The following is a 21,115-nucleotide window of genomic DNA, read 5'->3' on the forward strand; positions in this document are numbered from 1 at the left end:
AAGTCAATCAGTGCACGTTTTCGCTTCACCAGCGAACTGCGCTTCAATCCAGGCCCAGGACCTTGCGGGATTTCCGCGTGAGTTTCGCCGCGATCAGCGCGTGCGCCTGCGCCAGATAGGCCGTGAGCTCGGCGTCCGGCAGCGCGTTGTTGCCGACGAGTTGCACCCATTTGGCGCGCGCCAGATAGGGCGCCGGCCGCGCAAGGCCGTGCTCGATCAGCATGGCATAGGCCATGTTCGAGACCTTGAACATGTAGCCGCCGGAGCGCGCGGCAAAGCCGCCGCCGAGTGCGAACATCTTGCCGCCGACCTTGAACACGGAGGTACCCTCCCACTGCACCACCTTGGTGACGGCGGGCAGGCGCAGGCAGCGGGTTTCGAAAGTTTTGGGAGTCATCGCCTAAGCGATAGCACAGCGTACGCGGCTTGCAACGCCGCAACGATGGAGCGCCTCTGCGTGCCGCACCGCGTCCGCGATACGAGAGGAACGACCCCACTTGTATCGTGCCGTCCGATCCCCCACACTCCACATCACTCAATCAGTCACAGGAATAAGGTCATGGCTCGCATTCGCTGTATCACCGAGATGGGGATGGGCGTCGACGTTCACGGCAGGGACGCCACCAAGGCGGCGAAGCGTGCCGTTTCTGATGCCATCAGGCATTCGAGCCTCGGCTTCTTCCGGATGATCGACAAGACTGCGAACGACATGTTCGTCGACGTCACGATCGCGGTGCCGAATCCCGAAGCCGTCGACAAGGACGCGGTCGCGAAGGAGCTGCCTTACGGCACCGTCACCGTCAACGCGGTGAAGGGCGGGCTGGAGATTCCCTCGGCTGCGGAGCAGGGTAACGACCCCATCCTCATCGCCAATGCCGCCGTCATCGTCAGCTTCGATAAGGACTAGGCCGGTGTCCGACGGTGACGTGACCCTACTGGATCGCCCGATCTGGAGCGCGCTGACGACCAGCCACAAACATCTGGCCGAGGGTGGCCCGGGAGCGCTGCGCTATCCGGTGGACGTGACGCCTTTTGCCGACATGGTCGACATGTCCGAGACGAGCTTTGCCGAGCTCGGCAATCTCCTGTCGGGCTCGCAGGTCGCCGCGCTGTTCACACCCGAGGCCGTCGACGTTCCCGCCGGTTTCAAGGTCGTGCTGGCCGGACCCTGCGAGCAGATGATCGGCTCCCCGGCCGATAGCCCGCTTCGCGATGCCGAGATCGTCCGGCTGGGTGCAGCCGACGTTCCCGCCATGATGGCATTGACGGAGTTGACGAAGCCCGGTCCATTCGCGCGGCGCACGCACGAACTCGGGACGTTTCTTGGCATCCGCGCCGGCGGCGAATTGGTCGCGATGGCCGGCGAGCGCATGAAGCCGGGCAATTTCGTCGAGATGACGGCCGTCTGCGTCCACCCTGATCATCGGGGGCGGGGCTACGCGCAGGCGCTGCTGGCGGCGGTCGCGCGGCAGATCGAGGCGCGCAGCGAAATTCCGTTCCTGCACGTGTTCTCGAGCAACTCGTCGGCCATCGCGCTGTACCAGCGGCAGGGGATGCGGACTCGGCGCCGCCTGCACGTGACTGCGTTCATGAAGCAGAGATGAGCCGCGCCGTCCGGTCAGGCTTCATATCTGGCGAATTCACGCTATATCGATCCCAACCATCATTGGGGAAACACATGGACGCCAGAACACCTGATTTTTCCGCCACGCGGACAGCAATGCAGAGTTACGTCGATCAGGAGATCATTCCGGGTGCATCCTGGGCGGTGCTGCGGGGCCGCGAGGTCGTCGATCAGCAGTGCGTCGGTTTCGCCGATCGCGAGACCAGCACCGCGCTGCGGCCCGATCACATTTTTCGCGCCTTCTCCAATACCAAGATCTTCGTCACCTGCGCGATCATGCTGTTGGCCGAGGAAGGCCGCATCGGGCTCGATGACGTTGTCGAGAAATTCCTGCCGCAACTCGGCAATCGCAAGGTTCTGAAGCCGGGCGCTTTGAGCCTTGCCGACGTCGAACCGGCGAAGAGCCCGATCACGATCCGGCAGCTTCTGACCCATACCTCCGGCCTCAGCTACGGCATCTTCGATCCCGGCACGGTGCTGTTCAAAAGCTATAACGAGGCACGCGTTCTCAATCCGTTGACGCCGCTGACTGACATGATCGACCGGCTCGCCGATCTGCCGCTGTCCTTTCATCCCGGCGCGTCCTGGGAATATTCGGTTGCGACCGACGTCCTCGGGCGCGTCGTGGAGGTCGTCTCCGGCAAGCCGCTCGACGCCGTGCTCAAGGCGCGCATTTTCGAGCCGCTCGGCATGACCGACACCGGCTTCCACGTGCCGGACGCGCAGCAGGGCAGGCTGGTCGCCCTCTACAACGGCGCGGACGTGCTCGATCCCATGAAGCCCGGCCTCACCCGGGCCGACGACCTGCCTTATCCGCAGGCCTATCGGCGGCAGTTCCCGCGGCTGTCGGGCGGCGGCGGACTGGTCTCGACCTTGCCCGACATGCTCGCATTGATACAGGCGCTGCTTCCCGGCTCGGATGCTCTGCTGAAGCCGGAGACGCTGCGGCAGATGACGACGAACCAGCTGCCCGCCGGCGAGAACATTCGCTTCGCCAATCTCGGCCCGATCCCCGGCAAGGGCTTTGGCCTCGGCGGCGCGGTCACCTTCGCGCCGATGCCGTTCGATCCCCCGAATTCGACCGGCGAATTCCAGTGGGGCGGCCTCGCCGGCACCCATTGGTGGATCTGCCCGCAGGCCAATACCGCCGGTGTGCTGATGACGCAGCGCTACATGGGCTTCTGGAATCCGTTCTTCTTCGAGTTCAAGCGTCTGGCCTATCAGGCCGTCGGAGGCTGATCGCGAAAAAAATTGCAGGTCGCCGCGAATCCTTTCCGGTCGTCGCGCCCTCTCTTGACGGTCGAGGCATTTTGCTTCGGCTCATCTCGGAGGATGTGATGGCATTTTACAGAAAGAACATCGGCGGCCTGCATCAGGCCGTGCGGATCGCCTTAGGCGTCGCGGTGGCGGTCGCGGCATTCGTGTATCTTACCGGCGCTGCGGCGTGGCTGGTTGCGCTCGGCGGCGCCGGCTTCGCACTGACCGGCCTCTTCGGCTATTGTCCGATTTGCGCGATGGCCGGCATCGGAAGAGGAGGCGCGTCGTGAGCGCGGCCGGGATCTCGCCGGACCTGTTCGAGGCCGCGCGCCTCGGCGATCCCCAGGCGATCGCGTCTCTGCTCGAGACGGCGCAACCGAACATCCGCCGCTACGCCCGCGCCACCTGTCGCAGCTCGGCGGACGCCGAGGATGCGACGCAGGAGGCGCTGTGGATCCTGTTTCGCCATGTCGGCACGATCCGCTCGTGGCTGGCGTTTTCGGCCTGGCTGTTCAGTGTGGTCCGCCGCGAATGCCTGCGGCTTGCCCGCAAGGCAGGCCTCGCGCCGGCGATCGACGACGGAGAGGCAGAGGCGCTGCTGCTGTCGCGTCCTGAAGCCGATTTGCGGATCGACATCGCGGCGGCCTTCGAGGCGCTGCCGCCGCACTACCGTGACGTCGCGCTGATGCGCGACGTCAAGGAAATGACCATCGACGAGATCGCCGTCGCGCTCGGCGCGACCCGGCAGACCGTGAAGGCACGTCTGCATCGCGCCCGCGCCCTGATGCGCGAATATCTGACGTGAGCCATGACCGATTATCAAAGACGTGACGACCTGAAATCTATCCCGGCCTTCGTGGCGCTCGCGCCGGTCGAGGCCAACGCGTTCCTTGCGTTCAACCACGCGGTCGAGCGCAAGGACGGATTGATTCCGCCAAAATATCGCGAGCTGATCTCGCTCGCGGTCGCGCTCACCACGCAATGCGCCTATTGCCTCGACGTGCACACTGCGCAGGCGGCGAATGCCGGTGCAACGCGAGAAGAAGTCGCGGAAGCCGCGTTGATTGCGGCCGCGGTTCGCGCCGGCGGCACGCTCGGCCATGCGTTGTTGGCGCAGCGCCTGTTCGAGCGACATCGGGGCGAGGAACTGGGATAGAGGAGCGGGCGGATGTCCCGCAGAGATCAGGAACTTGCCAAACTATCTCGGCCTCGACGGATTTCGCTTCGGCTGGGTCGTCGCCTGGATCGACCAGCGCGGCGATCACGGCTTTGATTATTCGCCGGGTCTTGCGCGGCTGCTCGCGCTGCCGCATGCCGGGGCGATGATCGACATGCCGATCGGATTGAAATGGAGTGGTTATCGCATCTGCGATTTGCGCGCACGCGAGCTGGTCGGTCCCGCCGTGTTTCTCGGCGCCCGCCGCGATCTCTGGACGTTCGCCGATATGGCGGCAGCCAATCGCCACTACTGGGAGCGCGAGGGCAAGGGCAGGGGCGTATCGGCGCAGCTCTGGAACATCAGGGACAAGATCAGGGACGTCGACGCGATCATGACGCCGGCGCGGCAGGCGACCATCGGCGAAGCGCATCCGGAATTGATTTTTTGGAATTTGGCTGGGCGGGTCCGGCTTGCAAAGAAGACATCGGCGGAGGGCCGCGGGCAGCGCATCGCACTCCTGCAGCAGCGCGGCTTCGGGCGCTTGCCGACATGGCTGACTCAACGACATGGCACCGGCATCGGCGGTGACGATCTGATCGACGCCTGTGCCTGCGCGATCGCGGCACGCGACAGCACGCAGCGGTTCGGCGGGGAGGAGACCGATCCGCGGGGCTTGCGGATGGAGATCAATTATTGAGGCCGTCGGGGTGCGAGGAGCCGGGAAAAAGCTGCAATTTATTTGAAGCTTGCAGGAACAGACGACGGCTGGCCCGCGTTCCTCGTGCGAACCGAACACGGAGAAGCTCGTCCGATGAGGGATGTCAGTCAGTTCGCGACCGCGATGCTTGCGCTCGTCTTCACCGGAGCACTGCTCGTCACCGGCCAGCTCTTCATCGAGCAACGCGCACAGCGCGATGTGATGCACGCCACCAACCATTTGCTGCGGCCATTGTGACCTGTACGGGAAAATGACCTGACTACTCGACCTTGCGTCGTTCGTCCGCTCGCCTAGACTAGGCGGCATCTCATGAACGAAGCCGGGGTCCTGATGTCCGATCTGTCCGCCTTTCCCATCACCAAGCGCTGGCCGGCCAAGCACCCGGAGCTGCTCCAGCTTTATTCGCTACCGACGCCGAACGGCGTCAAGGTCTCGATCATGCTGGAAGAGATCGGGCTTCCCTACGAAGTCCATCTCGTCGATTTCGGCAAGGATGACCAGAAGACGCCGGAATTCCTCTCGCTCAATCCGAACGGCAAGATCCCGGCGATCCTCGATCCCGATGGTCCCGGCGGCAGGCCGCTGCCGCTGTTCGAGTCCGGGGCGATCCTGCAATACCTCGCGGAGAAGACCGGCAAGCTGCTGCCGCAGGACGCCGCGCGCCGTTATCAGACCATCCAGTGGCTGCATTTCCAGATGGGCGGCATCGGGCCGATGTTCGGCCAGGTCGGCTTTTTCCACAAATTCGCCGGCAAGGACTTCGAGGACAAGCGGCCGCTCGAGCGCTACGTGGGCGAAGCCAAGCGGCTGCTCGGGGTGATGGAGATGCATCTTGCCGGCCGGCAATGGTTCATGGACGACGATTACACCATCGCGGACATCTCCATGCTCGGCTGGGTGCGCAACCTCATCGGGTTCTACGGCGCCCGCGATCTCGTCGAGTTCAGCCAGTTCAAATCCGTCGCCGCCTGGCTCGACCGCGGGCTGGCGCGTCCGGCGGTCGAGCGCGGGCTGAACATTCCGAAGCGGCCGTGAGATCAGGTTAGCGCCTTTTGGGTCATGTAGAGCGCCATCAGCAAGATGAGGGCGATCATGACCCGGCGCAGCACCGATTTGCTGACGCCATTAGCCGCGCGTGCGCCGAGATCGGTGCCGACCCAGAGGCCGGCAAGGATGCCGATGATGGCAGGCCAGCCGACCATGAGGCCCTTGCTCCAGTAGATCCAGGCCGCCGGAATATTGGTCGGGATGACCGAGAAGACGAGGCTGACGAGCTGGGCCTGATGCTGCGGCACCCGCAGGCCCGCCGCGAGCCCGACGGTGATCGCGAGCCCACCGCCGATGCCCATGAAGCCGGAGGAAAATCCGGCAAGCATGCCGATGAGGAGCAGCGGCAGCCAAGGCAGCTTGTCTCGGTCGCAGGTCTCATTGCTTTTCTCCTCGCGGTCGCGGCGCAGGATCAGGAGAGCGATCAGCGCGACGAGATAGACGACGTAGGTCCATTGCAACACCGAGTCGGAGACTGCGGCCGCAGCGTAGCCGCCGCCGGCACCGCCGAAGAGAAACCCGATGCCGATCCAGACGATCCACAGCAACGGGCTGCGATTGCCGCTCTGCCAGTAGCGGCGAACGCCCGCGAGTCCCGTCGGTGGAACCTGCGTGATCAGCGATGTCCCCTGGGCGACGTGTTGCTCGGCGCCCAGTAGCAGTACGCTGAAAATCACGAGGCCGCCTCCGGGACTCGTGCCCATGAAGCCCGATGTCAGCCCGCCGATGAGGCCGACCCCAATGCCTGCGAGCAGGTCATGGACCCACGACATCGCTCAGCTCCTGGTCCGTCGCTTGACGTCGGCCTTTGTGGTGCGAAATCCATCGATCACGCCGGTCACGGCCGCCATGCAGGCCTCGATGTCAAAATCCTGGCCCCAGCATTTTTGCAGCACAAAACCCTGGAAGATCGCGATCAGCACGCGCGCGATCGCTTCCGCACCGAGATCGCGTTTGATGAGGCCGTCATGCTGGCCCCGCTCGACCAGGGCGACGATCAGGGCGCGGGGCATGTCGATGCCTTCCACGACGCTGGTGCGGACGCGGCGGTTGCGTAGGGCTTCGGCCCAGCCATGGATGCCGACACGGCGGCGCGCTTCGCCGGCGGAGTCGGTGAGCCATTGCGCGTAGACGCCGACCAGCGCGTGAAGTCCTTCGATCGGATCGCCGGATCCTTGCGCGACCGAATTGAGCACGGCCTCGCGCCGATGCCGGTCGTCGGCGAGTGCCTCGATCAGATCGTCCTTGCTCTGGAAGTAGAGATAGACCGCACCGTGGCTCAGCCCCGACCGTTTGACGATGTCGGCCATCCCGGTCTGGTGAAAACCGTCCTCGGCGAAGCAGGCAAGGGCGGCTTCGAGAATCTGCTGCCGCCGGCCTTCACGTTGCTTGTCGCTGATTTTCGGCATTCGCCATCCACAAAAAAATGACAAATCAATCGTTTTAGTCGTTCTGCAGGACAAGCAGCTTCGCAACACTGATTTGATAAAAAACGATCAGTCAGTCATTTTTATGTGAAAGGGTATCGTGGTCAAGCCCGAGGAACCGGGGGCCGGGAAACAGGAGGTAACCTTCAAAGGCGCCCCCGGCGGCCAGGAAACGCCCCTTGAGCGCGCGGTCCTAGAACAGCCGTCCGCCGTTCGGCACGGGCTTGCTCGGCTGCACCAGCACGACCTTGCCGTCGGCATCGGGGAAACCGAGGGTCAGCACCTCCGAGACAACGGGGCCGATCTGGCGCGGCGGGAAATTCACGACCGCAGCCACCTGTTGGCCCACTAGCGTTTCAAGCGGATGATTTTCGGTGATCTGCGCCGAGCTCTTGCGCACGCCGATCGCGGGACCGAAGTCGATCCACAGCCGCCAGGCCGGCTTGCGCGCCTCGGGGAACGGCTTTGCATCGACGATGGTGCCGACGCGGATATCGACCGCGAGAAAAGTGTCGAAGTTGATGGTCGGCGATGCGGTCGCGGCTGGATCGTGGGTGACGTGCATGGAGTGTCCGTTCGAAGAGCTGGCATCGTTTTCGCAATATTGTCGCGCGAACCGGAGTTGCGTACAACGCCTTGGGATCACGATACGACGCATGCGCGAGGAACGCTTTGCCCAACATCATCTACGGCATCAAGAACTGCGACACCATGAAGAAGGCGCGCGCCTGGCTCGACAGCCATGGCGTCGCCTACGCGTTTCACGACTACAAGACGGCGGGCGTGGAGAAGGACAAGCTCAAGCAGTGGAGCGAGAAGGTCGGTTGGGAGACGCTGCTCAACCGCGCCGGCACGACTTTCAAGAAGCTGCCCGATGCCGACAAGGAAGGCCTCTCCGAGAAAAAGGCGCTGGCGTTGATGCTAGCGCAACCATCGATGATCAAGCGGCCGGTGCTTGAAGTCGGCGGCAAGCTGCTGGTCGGCTTCAAGCCGGAGATCTATGCCAAGGAAGTCACGACCAAGGAAGCCGCCGCCAAATCGCGCTGACCGCTAGTTCAGCTCGATGATCTCGGTGGGAACACCTGAGCCCTGCTGGTCCGCGAACTCGACCAGTTCGGCCGGCGCGATGCGGCCCGGGGTGCGATGGAACAGGTCGTGGTCGATCACCGCGCGCAATCTCGGGCGCGGCAGCGCGTCATTTCCGCGCATCAGATTCTTGATCTCGAAGCCGCCGTCCTCGCAGAAGGTCTTGAGCGACGCGATGATGTGACAGACCTTGCCGTCGCTCTGGAACGGCAGCAGCAGGCGCTCATAGGCGACGATGCGGCCGTAGATGTCATCGACGTCGGCAACGCTGTAGACAGGCAGCCCACGCGCCACGCATTCATGATAGACCGGCATCACCAGGGGCGCGAGACGCGGCCCGATATAGTCGTCGAGCAGAACGCCCTTGCCGGTGTGTCCATAGGCGCGCGAGATGCGCGTGCCTTCGCTCTGGATGGTCAGACGCGGTGTCGGCATCGACGCATCCACCGTATAATAGATCAGATCGGAGAGCTCTTCCTCGAGCCGCGCAGGCTGGTACTCCCAGATCGCCGGGGCCGTCTGCTCGCGCGCATAGAGCCGCAGCCACGTGTTCAGGAGATCACGCTGCCTGATCGACTTGACCACGGAAGGAGCCGCGCTTGCAAAATCCAAGACAATATTCCCGGCGAATAGAAATTCCGGACGCATGAAACCCGCGCATGATCCTCGCTGCGGGAAAATTTTCTATGAAGGCTGGCGCATGGAACGAAAGACCGTTAACGACGGCTTGATGACCGGCGCTTTGCGAACCGGGAAGCCGGGCAGGCGCGACATCAAAACATGTCCGACTAAGGGAGCATAAGTCTCCCGGCCGGAGGCCTGACCTGCTCAGCTTTCCGCCTTGCCTAACCCCCGTCACCTCCGGCATATTCCGCGCCCGGAGGCGGCGTTCCGGATGGGCTCCAGGGAGTGGCTCCAAGGGCCTCCGGAAAGCCGAAGCAACAAGGATAGCCACGCGCGTTGTGCGGGCAGGGGGAAAACTGTTTGGCCGATGAGTTCATTCTCGAAACGGAAGGCTTGACCAAGGAGTTCGCGGGCTTCTTCGCCGTCCGCGACGTTGCGCTCAAGGTTCGCCGTGGGAGCATTCACGCGTTGATCGGCCCGAACGGCGCCGGCAAGACGACGTGCTTCAATCTTTTGACCAAGTTCCTCAAACCGTCTGCCGGAAAAATCCTGTACAAGGGGCAGGACATCACCGCGATGGCGCCCGCCGACGTGGCTCGCCTGGGGCTGGTTCGCTCGTTCCAGATCTCGGCGGTATTTCCCCATCTCACCGCGCTGGAAAACGTGCGCGTCGCGCTTCAGCGCCAGCACGGCAGCTCCTTCGATTTCTGGCGCTCCAAGTCCGTCCTCAACCAATTCAACGATCGCGCGCGCGAGCTGTTGAACGATGTCGGCCTCAGCGAGTTTTCCAATACGCCCGCGGTCGAGATGCCCTACGGGCGCAAGCGCGCACTGGAGATCGCAACCACGCTCGCGCTCGACCCGGAGATGATGCTGCTGGACGAGCCGATGGCCGGCATGGGCCACGAGGACATCGACAAGATCGCGGCGTTGATCAAGCGCATCTCCGCGAAATACACCATCCTGATGGTCGAGCATAATCTGAGCGTCGTTGCCAATCTCTCCGACATCATCACCGTGTTGACGCGCGGCCAGGTGCTGGCGCAAGGCCATTACAGCGAGCTCACCAAGGACGAACGCGTCAAGGAAGCCTATCTGGGAGCCGGTCATGGCTGAGACTGCAACGGCGGAAGCTCCCGCAAAGGCCGCGAGCGGCGGCAACCTCCTCCAGGTCCGCAACCTCGAAGCTTGGTACGGCGAGTCCCACATCCTGCACGGGATCAACTTCGACGTGAACGCGGGCGAGGTCGTCACCCTGCTCGGGCGCAACGGCGCCGGCAAGACCACCACGCTGAAGTCGATCATGGGCATCATCGGCAAGCGCACCGGCTCGGTGAAGTTCAATAACCAGGACATCATCCGCACGACCTCGGACAAGATCGCGCGGATGGGAATCGCGTTCTGCCCGGAAGAGCGGGGAATTTTCGCCAGCCTCGATGTCCGCGAGAACCTGCTGCTGCCACCGGTGGTGCGTCCCGGCGGATTGCCGCTCGAGCAGATCTTCGATCTGTTTCCGAACCTGAAGGAACGGCTCAACAGCCAGGGAACCAAACTCTCCGGCGGCGAGCAGCAGATGCTCGCGATCGCGCGCATCCTGCGCACCGGCGCGAACTTCCTGATGCTGGACGAGCCGACGGAGGGTCTCGCGCCCGTCATCATCCAGCAGATCGGCCACACCATTGCGCGGCTCAAGAAGGAGGGTTTTACGATCCTCCTGGTCGAGCAGAACTTCCGGTTCGCATCCACTGTCGCTGACCGCTATTACGTGGTCGAGCACGGCAAGATCATTGACGGATTTTCCAATGCGGAGCTCGCCGCCAACATGGACAAGCTCCACACCTATCTCGGTGTCTAGAACTGCCAACAAGAAGATTCATAGGGAAGTAGCATGATGACAAAGTCGATTGCGTCGTTTCTGCTCGGCACGGCGCTGGCCGTGACCACCGCGGGCGTAGCCTTCGCGCAGGACAAGACCGTCAAGATCGGCGCGCTGTCCGATCAGTCCGGGCTCTATGCCGATCTCGGCGGGCCGGGCTCGACGCTCGCCGCGCAGATGGCCATTGAAGATTCCGGTCTGGCTGCGAAGGGCTGGAAGATCGACATCATCTCGGGTGATCACCAGAACAAGCCCGACATCGGCACCGCGATCGCGCGGCAATGGTTCGACGTCGACAAGGTCGACCTCATCGTCGACGTGCCGAATTCCGGCGTGGCGCTCGCGGTCAACAACGTCATCAAGGAAAAGAACGGCGTCTATATCAACTCGGGCGCGGCGACCTCGGATTTGACCAACGCGCAGTGCTCGCCCAACACGGTGCACTGGACCTACGACACATACATGCTGGCCCACACCACCGGCCAGGCGCTGGTGAAGGCCGGCGGCGACACGTGGTTCTTCCTGACCGCGGACTACGCCTTTGGCGCGGCGCTGGAGCGCGACACCACCGCTGTCGTTACCGCAAATGGCGGCAAGGTGGTCGGCGGCGTCAAGCACCCGCTGAACACGCCGGACTTCTCGTCCTTCCTGCTCCAGGCGCAGGCTTCCAAGGCCAAGATCATCGGCCTTGCCAATGCCGGCGGCGATACCACCAACACGATCAAGCAGGCGGCCGAGTTCGGCATCGTCAAGGGCGGCCAGAAGCTCGCGGCGCTGCTGCTGTTCCTCACCGACGTCAAGGCGATCGGGCTCGAGACCGCACAGGGCCTCAACTTCACCGAGACCTTCTACTGGGACATGAACGACCAGACCCGGGCGTTCTCGAAGCGCTTCGCCGAGAAGATGAAGAACAACGCGCCGCCGACCATGGTGCAGGCCGGCGTCTATGCGGGCGTGCGTCACTATTTCAAGGCACTGGAAGCGCTCGGCGGCAACCCGCATGACGGCGTCAAGGTCGTCGAGAAGATGAAGTCGATGCCGACGGAAGACGATCTGTTCGGCAAGGGCGAGATCCAGCCCAACGGCCGCACCATCCACAATGCCTATCTGTTCGAGGTGAAGAAGCCCTCCGAGTCCAAGGGACCGTGGGACTTCTACAAGCTGGTCGGCACGGTGCCGGGCGACCAGGCCTTCACGCCGCTGTCCGAGAGCAAGTGCGCGCTCTTGAAGAAGTAAGCCAACCGCCCGCAGGCCATCAGGCCTGCGGGCGACTTTCAGGGAACGCCGAAGGGACCAGGTGCGGGATCGATGCAGGCTCTTTACGCTCAGCTACTGGTAGGACTGATCAACGGCTCGTTCTACGCGCTGCTCAGTCTCGGGCTTGCCGTGATCTTCGGCATGCTCAACATCATCAATTTCGCCCATGGCGCACTCTACATGATGGGCGCGTTCGTCGCCTACTTCCTGCTGAACCTCGGCGGCATCAACTACTGGTGGGCGTTGCTGCTTGCGCCTGTTATCGTCGGCATCTTCGGCATGATCCTGGAACGGACCATGCTGCAATGGCTGACCGGGCTGGATCATCTCTACGGCCTGCTGCTGACCTTCGGCATTGCGCTGATCGTGCAGGGCGTGTTTCAGAACTACTTCGGCTCCTCCGGCCTGCCTTACGCCATTCCGGACCAGCTTAAGGGCGGCATGAATCTCGGCTTCATGTTCCTGCCCGTCTATCGCGGCTGGGTCGTCATCTTCTCGCTGGTGGTCTGCATCGCGACCTGGTTCCTGATCGAGAAGACGCGGCTCGGCGCCTATTTGCGCGCCGCCACCGAAAACCCGACGCTCGTGCGCGCCTTCGGCGTCAACGTGCCGCGCATGATCACGCTGACCTACGGCCTCGGTGTCGGCCTTGCAGCGCTCGCCGGCGTGCTGTCGGCGCCGATCAACCAGGTGCGGCCGTTGATGGGCGCCGACCTCATCATCGTGGTGTTCGCGGTGGTCGTGATCGGCGGCATGGGATCGATCATGGGCTCCATCATCACCGGCTTCGCGCTCGGTGTGATCGAAGGCCTGACCAAATATTTCTACCCCGAGGCCTCCAACACCGTCGTGTTCGTGCTGATGGTGCTGGTGCTCTTGGTGAAGCCAACGGGATTGACGGGAAGGGCGGCCTGATATGACAGCCTTGACGGACGACACGCTGCCGGTAACCCCGCGCGCGATCCGCGACGAGATGATCGTGTTCGTGGTGATGGCGCTGCTGCTGGCTTCGGTGCCATTCACGGGGGTCTACCCGTTCTTCGTGATGCAGGCGCTGTGCTTCGCGCTGCTCGCCTGCGCCTTCAACCTGCTGATCGGCTACGGCGGTTTGCTGTCCTTCGGCCATGCGATGTTCCTGGGCACGGCCGGCTATTGCAGCGCGCATGCGCTGAAAGTATGGGCGCTGCCGCCGGAACTCGGCATCCTCGTCGGGGTCGCCGGTGCCTTCGTGCTCTCGCTCATCACGGGCTATATCTCGATCCGCCGCCAGGGCATCTATTTCTCGATGATCACGCTGGCGCTGTCGCAGCTCTTGTACTTCATCTACCTCCAGGCGCCGTTCACCCATGGCGAAGACGGCATCCAGGGCATTCCGCAGGGACGCATGTTCGGCGTCTTCGATCTGACCAAGCCCACCGTGCTCTACTACGTGGTGCTGGTCGGTTTCCTCGCCGGCTTCCTGCTGATCTTCCGCATCATCAACTCGCCGTTCGGCGAAGTCCTCAAGGCGATCCGCGAGAACGAGCCGCGCGCGATCTCGCTGGGTTACCGCACCGATCAGTACAAGTTCCTGGCTTTCGTCCTGTCGGGCACGCTGGCCGGCTTTGCCGGTGCGCTGAAAGTCTTCGTGGCGCAGAATGCCTCGCTCACCGACGTGCACTGGTCGATGTCGGGCGAAGTCGTGCTGATGACGCTGGTCGGCGGACTCGGAACCGTCTTCGGTCCCGTGGTCGGTGCCTTCGTGATCATCGCCATGCAGCAATATTTGGCGGGGTTCGGCCAATGGGTGACCGTGATCCAGGGCTCGATCTTCGTGATCTGCGTGCTCACCTTCCGCCGTGGCGTCATCGGCGAAATAGCGCATTACTTCCGGCGGTCGCTGTAAGTCATTGATATAATAGAAGATGTGTTGACGCGCGAAAGCGGTGGATGATCCAGCTCCACGGGCGTGAGGTGGCACGCGCGTGGATCGAAAATGGTCTATGACAGTTTCATGACGGCCCGCTTGGGCCAGGCCATCATCCAACCGGTAGTCTCTCCCCCATGATGCGATTGTTTCGCGCTTTCCTGCCGAAGGAAGAACGGTTCTTCGACCTGTTCGACCGCCACGCCCAGACCGTGATCCAGGGCTCGATCGCGCTCCAGAGCATGCTCAACGGGGGCGAGGAGACGCCGGTCTATTGCCAGCGCGTCAACCAGTTCGAGAACGATGCCGACAACATCACCCGTGAGGTGCTGACCGCGGTGCGCCGCACCTTCATCACCCCGTTCGACCGCGGCGACATCAAGAACCTGATCACCTCGATGGACGACGCCATCGACCAGATGCAGCAGACCGCCAAGGCCGTGATGCTGTTCGAGGTCCGCAGCTTCGAGCCGCCGATGCGGGAGATCGGCGGGCTTCTGATCGAATGCGCCAATCTGGTCGGCCGCGCGCTGCCGCTGATGCAGAAGATCGGTCAGAACGTGGCCATGCTGACCGCGATCACGGAAGAGCTTGGCAAGCTGGAAGGCCGCGTCGACGATCTCCATGATATCGGGCTGAAGGAACTGTTCCTCAAGCATCGCGGCGGCAACGCGATGGATTTCATCGTCGGCGCAGAGATCTACGACCATCTCGAGAAAGTCGCCGACCGCTTCGACGACGTCGCGAACGAGATCAACAGCATCGTCATCGAGCAAGTTTAGGGCAGGGGCCACGCCGTGGATGTTGCGTTGGGTCTTCCCGTCCTGGTCGGATTGATCGCCGTCGCGCTGCTGTTCGACTTCCTGAACGGCCTGCACGACGCCGCCAATTCGATCGCGACCATCGTCTCGACCCGCGTATTGCGGCCGCAATACGCGGTGTTCTGGGCCGCGTTCTTCAACTTCGTCGCCTTCATGGTGTTCGGGCTGCACGTTGCCCAGACTATCGGCACCGGCATCATCGATCCCGCGATCGTGGATGCTCAGGTGATCTTCGCCGCGCTGGTCGGCGCCATCGTCTGGAACCTGGTGACATGGGCGCTCGGCATCCCATCGTCCTCGTCTCATGCATTGATCGGCGGCTTGTTTGGTGCCGGCGTGGCCAAAGCCGGCCTTTCAGCGGCGGTCTGGAGCGGGTTGTCCAAGACGGTGATCGCCATCGTGCTGTCTCCGCTGGTCGGCTTCCTGCTCGCGATGGTGCTGGTCGCGATCGTCTCCTGGGCCTCGGTGCGCTCCACGCCCTTTGCCGTGGATCGCGCCTTCCGCATCCTGCAATTCGCCTCCGCCTCGCTCTATTCGCTCGGTCATGGTGGTAACGACGCTCAGAAGACCATGGGCATCATCGCCGTGCTGCTCTATTCGCAGGGCCAGCTCGGCGGCGAATTCTTCGTACCCTTCTGGGTGGTGCTCTCGTGCCAGGCCGCGATGGCGATGGGGACGCTGATGGGCGGCTGGCGCATCGTCCGCACCATGGGCCTGCGCATCACTAAGCTGACCCCGATGCAGGGCTTTTGCGCCGAGACCGGCGGTGCCGCGACCCTGTTCATGGCGACCTTTCTCGGTGTTCCGGTCTCGACCACCCACACCATCACCGGCGCCATCGTCGGCGTCGGCGCGGCCCGCCGCCTCTCGGCGGTGCGCTGGAACGTCGCCAGCTCGATCGTCTATGCCTGGGTGATCACGATGCCGGCCTCGGCCATCGTCGCCGCACTGAGCTGGTGGGCGGTCAAGATCTTCGTCAGGTAACCAGCTTCAGTCCGACAATGCCGGCGACGATCAGCCCGATGCTGGCGAGGCGGAACGCGGTGGCCGGCTCGCCGAACAGGATGATGCCGAGCGTCGCGGTGCCGACCGCACCGATGCCGGTCCAGACCGCATAAGCGGTTCCAATCGGCAGCGATTTGAGAGCGAGCCCGAGCAGGATGATGCTGCCGGCCATGGCGCCGAGCGTGAGGATTGACGGAACGAGCCTGGTGAACCCCTCGGTATATTTGAGGCCGATGGCCCAGGAGATCTCCAGCAGACCGGCGACGAACAGGATGCTCCAGGCCATGACGACCCTCCATTCAAGGCAGGGTCGTCCCCGCGACTGGTGTGCTGATAGCAAGGGAAGGCCGTCCCTCCCAACCCAAGCCCGATATGGGGCTGGCCGGAAGCCTCCGCAATCACCAGATCAGGCTTGATCAGGCTCATTTTCCCTGCCAAACGCTGCCGCAATGTCCGACATCGCCACCACAGCCGAATCGACGGCCCGTTCCTCGCTTGCCGCTGAAGTGTCGCGGCGGCGTACCTTTGCGATCATCTCGCATCCGGACGCCGGCAAGACCACGCTGACCGAAAAGCTGCTGCTGTTCGGTGGCGCCATCAATCTGGCCGGCCAGGTCAAGGCCAAGGGCGAGCGGCGCAACACGCGTTCGGACTGGATGAAGATCGAGCGCGAGCGCGGCATCTCGGTCGTGACATCGGTCATGACTTTCGAGTTCGAGGGCCTCGTGTTCAACCTGCTGGACACGCCGGGCCACGAGGACTTTTCGGAAGACACCTATCGCACGCTTACGGCGGTCGATTCCGCCGTCATGGTGATCGACGCCGCCAAGGGCATCGAGGCGCGCACCCGAAAGCTGTTCGAGGTATGTCGTCTTCGGGATATCCCGATCATCACCTTCATCAACAAGATGGACCGCGAGAGCCGCGACGTCTTCGAGCTCCTCGACGAGATCGAGAAGACGCTGGCGCTCGATACCACGCCGATGACCTGGCCTGTCGGCCGCGGCCGCGAGTTCCTCGGCACCTATGACGTCGTCAATGGCGGCGTGCGCCTGCTCGAAGGCGGTGGCGCCAAGACCGGCGCGGCGCAGCAGATCGAGATCGCCGAGCTCGCCAAGCTCAATGCCAATCTCGACGTGTCGGCGGTCAAGGACGAGCTCGAGCTCGTCACCGCGGCTTCAAAACCGTTCGAGCTCGAAGCGTTTCGCGAGGGCCATCTGACGCCGGTTTATTTCGGCAGCGCGCTACGCAATTTCGGCGTCGGCGACCTGCTGCAAGGGCTCGGCAAGTTCGCGCCCGAGCCGCGCGCGCAGGAGAGCGACCAGCGCAAGGTCGAAGCCACCGACCCGCGCATGAGCGCCTTCGTGTTCAAGATCCAGGCCAATATGGATCCCAACCACCGCGACCGTATCGCCTTCGCGCGGCTGTGCTCCGGCAAGCTGAGCCGCGGCATGAAGGCGAAGCTCGTGCGCACCGGCAAGAGCATGCCGCTGTCCAGCCCGCAATTCTTCTTCGCGCAGGACCGTTCGGTTGCGGACGAAGCCTATGCCGGCGACGTCGTCGGCATTCCCAATCACGGCACGCTGCGCATCGGCGATACGCTGACCGACGGTGAGGATTTCAACTTCGTCGGCGTGCCGAGCTTTGCGCCGGAAATCGTCCGCCGCGTGCGTCTCGCCGATGCGATGAAAGCGAAGAAGTTGAAGGAAGCGCTTCAGCAGATGTCGGAAGAGGGCGTGGTGCAGGTGTTCCGCCCGCGCGACGGCGCACCGGCGTTGGTCGGAGTCGTTGGCGCACTCCAGCTCGACGTGCTCAAGGCCCGGCTGGATGCGGAATATTCGCTCCCAGTCGAATTCGAGGTCAGCGAGTTCCAGCTCGCGCGCTGGGTCTCGTCGGACGACCGCAAGAAGCTCGATACCTTCATCGCTGCCAACACCTCCAGCATCGCCGACGATGTCGACGGCGATCCCGTCTATCTGGCGCGGAACGAGTTCTATCTCGGCTACACAAGGGAACGGGCGGAGGGCATCGAGTTCACCAACGTCAAGGACGTCAAGAAGAAGGGCTAGGGTGGGGCTCCGTCCGCTCCTCACCCTCCGCTGTCATGCCCCGGCTTAACCGGGGCATCCAGTACGCCGCGGCCTCTCGGCTCAACAACGATCGCCTCTGGAATACTGGGTCGTCCGATCAAGCCGGACGACGACACCGTGGGTAAACGCGAGCACGTGAACGCGAATGGCTTGAAGCCGCTTCAAGTCCTACCAATTTGAATGTGGTCGCCCGTTTGGTGCTCCCGATGTTGCGCGCAATCCTCGTGCTGTTCCTGACCGTCTTTGCCGTGATCGCCGCCGATGCGCGGCCGCGACAAATCAACCCAATTCCGTTTTCGCACGAGCCGTGCAGCGTCCTCGATGGCCGGCCCTGCACGCCGTCCTATTGCAGCCCGCTCGAGCCTGGCCCCTGCATTCCCGAGATCGACTATCCCTACGGCCAGAACCTCCAGCTCACGATCCAAAGCGTGCCGGCGGAGGCGGATCGCGCCAAATACCAAAAGCCGGATCACGATCTCGATACGATTGGCGATCTCTTCGCCGAGCTGCGCAGCTGCTGGTCGCCGCCATCGGACAATGCGCGCGCGGGCATGCAGATCGCCGTGCGCTTCAGCTTCAACAAATCGGGCGGCCTGATCGGCCCGCCGCGCCTGACCTTTGCGACCGCAGGCGTGCCCGCCGAGACGAGAACTACCTATCTTAATGCAATCAATTCATCGTTGAACGCCTGCCTGCCGCTGAAGTTCACCGGCGGTTTTGGCGGTGCCATCGCCGGGCGGCCGATCGCGATCCGGTATGTCGACAATCGCGAGATCGGCAAGTAGCGCATCAGTTGCGACCCGCGGCCAATCGATGATACGCCATGGGCTGGGGCGCTGGTTGAGGGGAGAATCTCGTGGGTCTGCTGGTTATGATCCTGGGGCTTGCGCTGTTTTTTGCGGCGCATGTGTTCACGACGAAACGCGATGCACGCGCGCAGGCCATCGCGAGAGTGGGCGAGGGGACCTACAAGATCCTCTATTCGCTTGCCTCGCTTGCGGGGCTCGCACTGATCATCTGGGGCTTCGCGCATTATCGCGCGACCGGCTGGATCGACGTCTGGTATCCGCCGAAGGCGCTGAAGCACATCACGCTCGCACTGATGCTGCCCGCGGTCATCCTGGTGGTTGCGTCCTATCTGCGCGGCCGCATTTACGCGACACTGAAGCATCCGATGCTGGCCGGCATCAAGCTGTGGGCGGCGGCGCATCTTCTGGCCAATGGCGATCTCGGCTCCATCATCCTGTTCGGGTCCTTTCTGGGCTGGGCGGTGTATGACCGCATCACGCTGAAGCGTCGCACCGATGGCGGCGGTCCGCCGATTCCGGTCGGCGGCGTCACCAACGATCTGATCGCGGTCGTGGTTGGAATCGTCGCTTATCTGGCGCTGGCTTTTGCGTTCCATCCCGTCGTCATCGGCGTTCCCGTGATGGGCGGCTAGCCGATCAGCACAAGACAGGACCGCATGCCCGTGCGCGGAAGATAACGAAAGTAACAAGCCAAGGGCAATCCGATGGACTGGTCGCATTCTCAGATCCCGCCAATGCGGTTCGAGGCGCGCTTCGGCGATCGGGTGGTACCGGCATTTTGCGATCGGCCGTCGAGCCTGTGGGCGATGATTGCGGACGCCTGCGCCCGCAATCCCGACGGCGAAGCGCTGATCTCAGGCGGTGTCCGGCTGAGCTGGCGGCAGGCCGTCGAGCAGGCTGCGCGGATCGCGGCGGGATTTCGCAAGCTCGGATTGCAGCGCGGCGATCGTGTCGCGATCCTGCTCGGCAACCGCGTCGAATTCCCGCTGCTGCTGTTTGCTGCCGCCCATGAGGGGCTCGTCACGGTGCTGCTCAGCACGCGGCAGCAGAAGCCGGAAATCGCCTATGTGCTCGCCGACTGCGGCGCCAAGATCCTGATCCACGAGGCGGCACTTGCGGAGCGGCTGCCGGACGCACTGGACGTGCCCGATGTGATCGACCGCATCGCCATCGACCACGATCCGGCTCTGTCGGATTTCGCGGTGCTCGTCGACAACGCCCCGGCCGCGGCGCCGGTCGAGACGAGCGAGGAGGACACCGCGATGATCCTCTACACCTCGGGCACGACAGGCAAGCCGAAGGGCGCGATGCTGGCCCATTGCAACATCGTCCATTCCTCGATGATCTTCATGTCCTGCCTGCAATTGACGGCGGCCGACCGTTCGATCGCGGCAGTGCCGCTCGGCCATGTCACCGGCGTGGTCGCCAACATCACGACGATGATCTGCTGCGGTGGCGCGTTGATCATCATGCCGGAGTTCAAAGCCGGCGAATATCTCAAGCTCGCCGCGCGCGAGCGCGTCACCTACACGGTGATGGTGCCGGCGATGTACAATCTGTGCCTGCTCCAGCCCGATTTCGAGAGCTACGATCTGTCGAGCTGGCGCATCGGCGGCTTTGGCGGTGCTCCGATGCCGGTTGCCACCATCGAGAAGCTCAAGGCGATCATTCCCGGCCTCGCGCTGGCGAATTGCTACGGTGCGACCGAGACCACGTCGCCGTCCACGATCATGCCGGGCGAGTTGACGGAAAGCCATATCGACAGCGTCGGACTGCCGTGTCCGGGTGCACGCATCCTGGCGATGGACGCGGACGGGCGTGAGCTGCCGCCTGGGAAAATCGGCGAGCTCTGGATCCAGAGTGCCTCCGTCATCAAGGGCTATTGGAACAATCCGAAAGCCACGGCCGAAAGTTTCACCAGCGGGTTCTGGCATTCCGGCGATCTCGGCTCGGTCGACGCGGAGGGATTTGTCCGGGTGTTCGACCGGCAGAAGGACATGATCAACCGCGGCGGCCTGAAGATCTATTCGGCCGAGGTCGAGTCCGTGCTGGCCGGCCACCCGGCCGTGGTTGAGAGCGCGATCGTCGCCAAGACGTGCCCGGTGCTGGGCGAACGCGTCCACGCCGTGGTGGTGACGCGTACGCCGGTGGACAGCGAGGCCTTGCGCGCCTGGTGCGCGGAGCGGCTGTCGGACTACAAGGTCCCGGAAACCATGGTGATCACCACGGAGCCCTTGCCGCGCAATGCCAATGGCAAGGTGCTGAAGCGGCAGCTGCGGGAGCTGTTGGGAACCTGATCCGGGGAGGCGTCTCTCCGGGCTGTCCCGGGTGGTTAACGCCTTGATCGGGCTCGCTTTGCCTTGCCACCGCCATATCGTTAGGGTACCCCGCCGCCACGTGGGGGACGGG

General features: G+C 63.4%; 27 protein-coding genes. 21 read left to right on the forward strand and 6 right to left on the reverse strand.

Features of this window, described 5'->3' with window-relative positions:
- Positions 1 to 43: 43 nt before the first annotated feature.
- Complete coding sequence (locus IVB42_RS38440) at positions 44 to 397, reverse strand: MmcQ/YjbR family DNA-binding protein (RefSeq protein ID WP_085352880.1); 354 nt, start codon at positions 395 to 397, stop codon at positions 44 to 46.
- 162 nt (positions 398 to 559) lie between these two features.
- Here IVB42_RS38440 and IVB42_RS38445 point away from each other — a divergent pair, with 162 nt between their 5' ends.
- From IVB42_RS38445 to IVB42_RS38485, 9 genes are all read left to right on the forward strand, one after another.
- Positions 560 to 907, forward strand: coding sequence for a Lin0512 family protein (locus IVB42_RS38445; protein ID WP_026233749.1), 348 nt, complete (start codon positions 560 to 562; stop codon positions 905 to 907).
- A 4-nt stretch (positions 908 to 911) separates the two neighbouring features.
- The gene (locus IVB42_RS38450; RefSeq protein WP_085384875.1) at positions 912 to 1,604 is read left to right on the forward strand and encodes a GNAT family N-acetyltransferase; all 693 of its coding nucleotides are present in this window, start codon (positions 912 to 914) and stop codon (positions 1,602 to 1,604) included.
- Positions 1,605 to 1,678: 74 nt separating this feature from the next.
- Positions 1,679 to 2,863 carry a serine hydrolase domain-containing protein gene (locus IVB42_RS38455; protein WP_346348230.1) on the forward strand — a complete coding sequence of 395 codons (1,185 nt, stop codon included), beginning with the start codon at positions 1,679 to 1,681 and terminating at the stop codon, positions 2,861 to 2,863.
- A 98-nt stretch (positions 2,864 to 2,961) separates the two neighbouring features.
- Positions 2,962 to 3,171, forward strand: coding sequence for a DUF2892 domain-containing protein (locus IVB42_RS38460; RefSeq protein WP_247391363.1), 210 nt, complete (start codon positions 2,962 to 2,964; stop codon positions 3,169 to 3,171).
- A complete protein-coding gene (locus IVB42_RS38465; protein ID WP_247391365.1) occupies positions 3,168 to 3,686 on the forward strand; it encodes a sigma-70 family RNA polymerase sigma factor in 519 nt (172 codons plus the stop codon). Before IVB42_RS38460 ends, IVB42_RS38465 begins: the two co-directional genes overlap by 4 nt.
- A 3-nt stretch (positions 3,687 to 3,689) precedes the next feature.
- Positions 3,690 to 4,037, forward strand: coding sequence for a carboxymuconolactone decarboxylase family protein (locus IVB42_RS38470; protein WP_247391367.1), 348 nt, complete (start codon positions 3,690 to 3,692; stop codon positions 4,035 to 4,037).
- Between the two features lie 34 nt (positions 4,038 to 4,071).
- Complete coding sequence (locus IVB42_RS38475; protein WP_247368782.1) at positions 4,072 to 4,737, forward strand: DUF429 domain-containing protein; 666 nt, start codon at positions 4,072 to 4,074, stop codon at positions 4,735 to 4,737.
- 114 nt (positions 4,738 to 4,851) lie between these two features.
- Positions 4,852 to 4,995 (forward strand): hypothetical protein, encoded by a 144-nt coding sequence (locus tag IVB42_RS38480; protein ID WP_162847292.1) that lies wholly within the window; start codon positions 4,852 to 4,854, stop codon positions 4,993 to 4,995.
- A gap of 93 nt (positions 4,996 to 5,088) precedes the next feature.
- The gene (locus IVB42_RS38485; protein WP_247297681.1) at positions 5,089 to 5,793 is read left to right on the forward strand and encodes a glutathione S-transferase N-terminal domain-containing protein; all 705 of its coding nucleotides are present in this window, start codon (positions 5,089 to 5,091) and stop codon (positions 5,791 to 5,793) included.
- A gap of 2 nt (positions 5,794 to 5,795) precedes the next feature.
- On the opposite strand, the gene IVB42_RS38490 is transcribed toward IVB42_RS38485, so the two are convergent.
- From IVB42_RS38490 to IVB42_RS38500, 3 genes are all read right to left on the reverse strand, one after another.
- The gene (locus IVB42_RS38490) at positions 5,796 to 6,578 is read right to left on the reverse strand and encodes a sulfite exporter TauE/SafE family protein (RefSeq protein WP_085352886.1); all 783 of its coding nucleotides are present in this window, start codon (positions 6,576 to 6,578) and stop codon (positions 5,796 to 5,798) included.
- Between the two features lie 3 nt (positions 6,579 to 6,581).
- The gene (locus IVB42_RS38495; RefSeq protein ID WP_085362174.1) at positions 6,582 to 7,214 is read right to left on the reverse strand and encodes a TetR/AcrR family transcriptional regulator; all 633 of its coding nucleotides are present in this window, start codon (positions 7,212 to 7,214) and stop codon (positions 6,582 to 6,584) included.
- A gap of 211 nt (positions 7,215 to 7,425) precedes the next feature.
- Positions 7,426 to 7,797, reverse strand: a complete 372-nt coding sequence (locus IVB42_RS38500; protein WP_247391370.1) for a tRNA-binding protein — start codon at positions 7,795 to 7,797, stop codon at positions 7,426 to 7,428.
- Between the two features lie 107 nt (positions 7,798 to 7,904).
- Here IVB42_RS38500 and IVB42_RS38505 point away from each other — a divergent pair, with 107 nt between their 5' ends.
- Positions 7,905 to 8,279, forward strand: a complete 375-nt coding sequence (locus IVB42_RS38505) for an ArsC family reductase (RefSeq protein WP_018459155.1) — start codon at positions 7,905 to 7,907, stop codon at positions 8,277 to 8,279.
- Between the two features lie 3 nt (positions 8,280 to 8,282).
- On the opposite strand, the gene IVB42_RS38510 is transcribed toward IVB42_RS38505, so the two are convergent.
- Complete coding sequence (locus tag IVB42_RS38510; RefSeq protein ID WP_018459154.1) at positions 8,283 to 8,966, reverse strand: PAS domain-containing protein; 684 nt, start codon at positions 8,964 to 8,966, stop codon at positions 8,283 to 8,285.
- A gap of 336 nt (positions 8,967 to 9,302) precedes the next feature.
- Between IVB42_RS38510 and IVB42_RS38515 the strand changes: the two genes are divergently transcribed.
- The 7 genes from IVB42_RS38515 to IVB42_RS38545 all read left to right on the forward strand — a co-directional run bounded on the left by IVB42_RS38515 (position 9,303) and on the right by IVB42_RS38545 (position 15,786).
- The gene (locus IVB42_RS38515; RefSeq protein ID WP_018459153.1) at positions 9,303 to 10,058 is read left to right on the forward strand and encodes an ABC transporter ATP-binding protein; all 756 of its coding nucleotides are present in this window, start codon (positions 9,303 to 9,305) and stop codon (positions 10,056 to 10,058) included.
- Positions 10,051 to 10,797: an ABC transporter ATP-binding protein gene (locus IVB42_RS38520; protein ID WP_007609233.1), complete on the forward strand. Its 747-nt coding sequence runs from the start codon at positions 10,051 to 10,053 to the stop codon at positions 10,795 to 10,797. The genes IVB42_RS38515 and IVB42_RS38520 overlap by 8 nt, the downstream gene beginning before the upstream one ends.
- Positions 10,798 to 10,830: 33 nt before the next feature.
- A complete protein-coding gene (locus IVB42_RS38525; protein ID WP_018459152.1) occupies positions 10,831 to 12,054 on the forward strand; it encodes an ABC transporter substrate-binding protein in 1,224 nt (407 codons plus the stop codon).
- A gap of 72 nt (positions 12,055 to 12,126) precedes the next feature.
- Complete coding sequence (locus IVB42_RS38530) at positions 12,127 to 12,990, forward strand: branched-chain amino acid ABC transporter permease (protein WP_018459151.1); 864 nt, start codon at positions 12,127 to 12,129, stop codon at positions 12,988 to 12,990.
- Between the two features lies 1 nt (position 12,991).
- Positions 12,992 to 13,960, forward strand: a complete 969-nt coding sequence (locus IVB42_RS38535) for a branched-chain amino acid ABC transporter permease (protein WP_007592084.1) — start codon at positions 12,992 to 12,994, stop codon at positions 13,958 to 13,960.
- Positions 13,961 to 14,118: 158 nt separating this feature from the next.
- On the forward strand, positions 14,119 to 14,763 hold the full coding sequence (locus IVB42_RS38540) for a DUF47 domain-containing protein (RefSeq protein ID WP_018459150.1): 645 nt from the start codon (positions 14,119 to 14,121) through the stop codon (positions 14,761 to 14,763).
- Positions 14,764 to 14,778: 15 nt separating this feature from the next.
- Positions 14,779 to 15,786 (forward strand): inorganic phosphate transporter, encoded by a 1,008-nt coding sequence (locus IVB42_RS38545; RefSeq protein ID WP_085395960.1) that lies wholly within the window; start codon positions 14,779 to 14,781, stop codon positions 15,784 to 15,786.
- On the opposite strand, the gene sugE is transcribed toward IVB42_RS38545, so the two are convergent.
- Positions 15,779 to 16,093, reverse strand: a complete 315-nt coding sequence (gene sugE / locus IVB42_RS38550; protein ID WP_085395961.1) for a quaternary ammonium compound efflux SMR transporter SugE — start codon at positions 16,091 to 16,093, stop codon at positions 15,779 to 15,781. The two genes, IVB42_RS38545 and sugE, sit on opposite strands and share 8 nt — an antisense overlap.
- 163 nt (positions 16,094 to 16,256) lie before the next feature.
- Between sugE and IVB42_RS38555 the strand changes: the two genes are divergently transcribed.
- The 4 genes from IVB42_RS38555 to IVB42_RS38570 all read left to right on the forward strand — a co-directional run bounded on the left by IVB42_RS38555 (position 16,257) and on the right by IVB42_RS38570 (position 21,003).
- Positions 16,257 to 17,876 carry a peptide chain release factor 3 gene (locus IVB42_RS38555; RefSeq protein ID WP_247396350.1) on the forward strand — a complete coding sequence of 540 codons (1,620 nt, stop codon included), beginning with the start codon at positions 16,257 to 16,259 and terminating at the stop codon, positions 17,874 to 17,876.
- Positions 17,877 to 18,103: 227 nt separating this feature from the next.
- On the forward strand, positions 18,104 to 18,682 hold the full coding sequence (locus tag IVB42_RS38560) for a hypothetical protein (protein WP_085352892.1): 579 nt from the start codon (positions 18,104 to 18,106) through the stop codon (positions 18,680 to 18,682).
- Between the two features lie 71 nt (positions 18,683 to 18,753).
- Positions 18,754 to 19,338, forward strand: a complete 585-nt coding sequence (locus IVB42_RS38565; protein WP_026233743.1) for an NnrU family protein — start codon at positions 18,754 to 18,756, stop codon at positions 19,336 to 19,338.
- A 72-nt stretch (positions 19,339 to 19,410) separates the two neighbouring features.
- Positions 19,411 to 21,003: a class I adenylate-forming enzyme family protein gene (locus IVB42_RS38570; protein ID WP_247396347.1), complete on the forward strand. Its 1,593-nt coding sequence runs from the start codon at positions 19,411 to 19,413 to the stop codon at positions 21,001 to 21,003.
- Positions 21,004 to 21,115: the final 112 nt, after the last annotated feature.

The sequence above is a fragment of the Bradyrhizobium sp. 45 genome (genome assembly GCF_023073155.1).
Classification (GTDB): Bacteria; Pseudomonadota; Alphaproteobacteria; order Rhizobiales; family Xanthobacteraceae; genus Bradyrhizobium; species Bradyrhizobium canariense_D.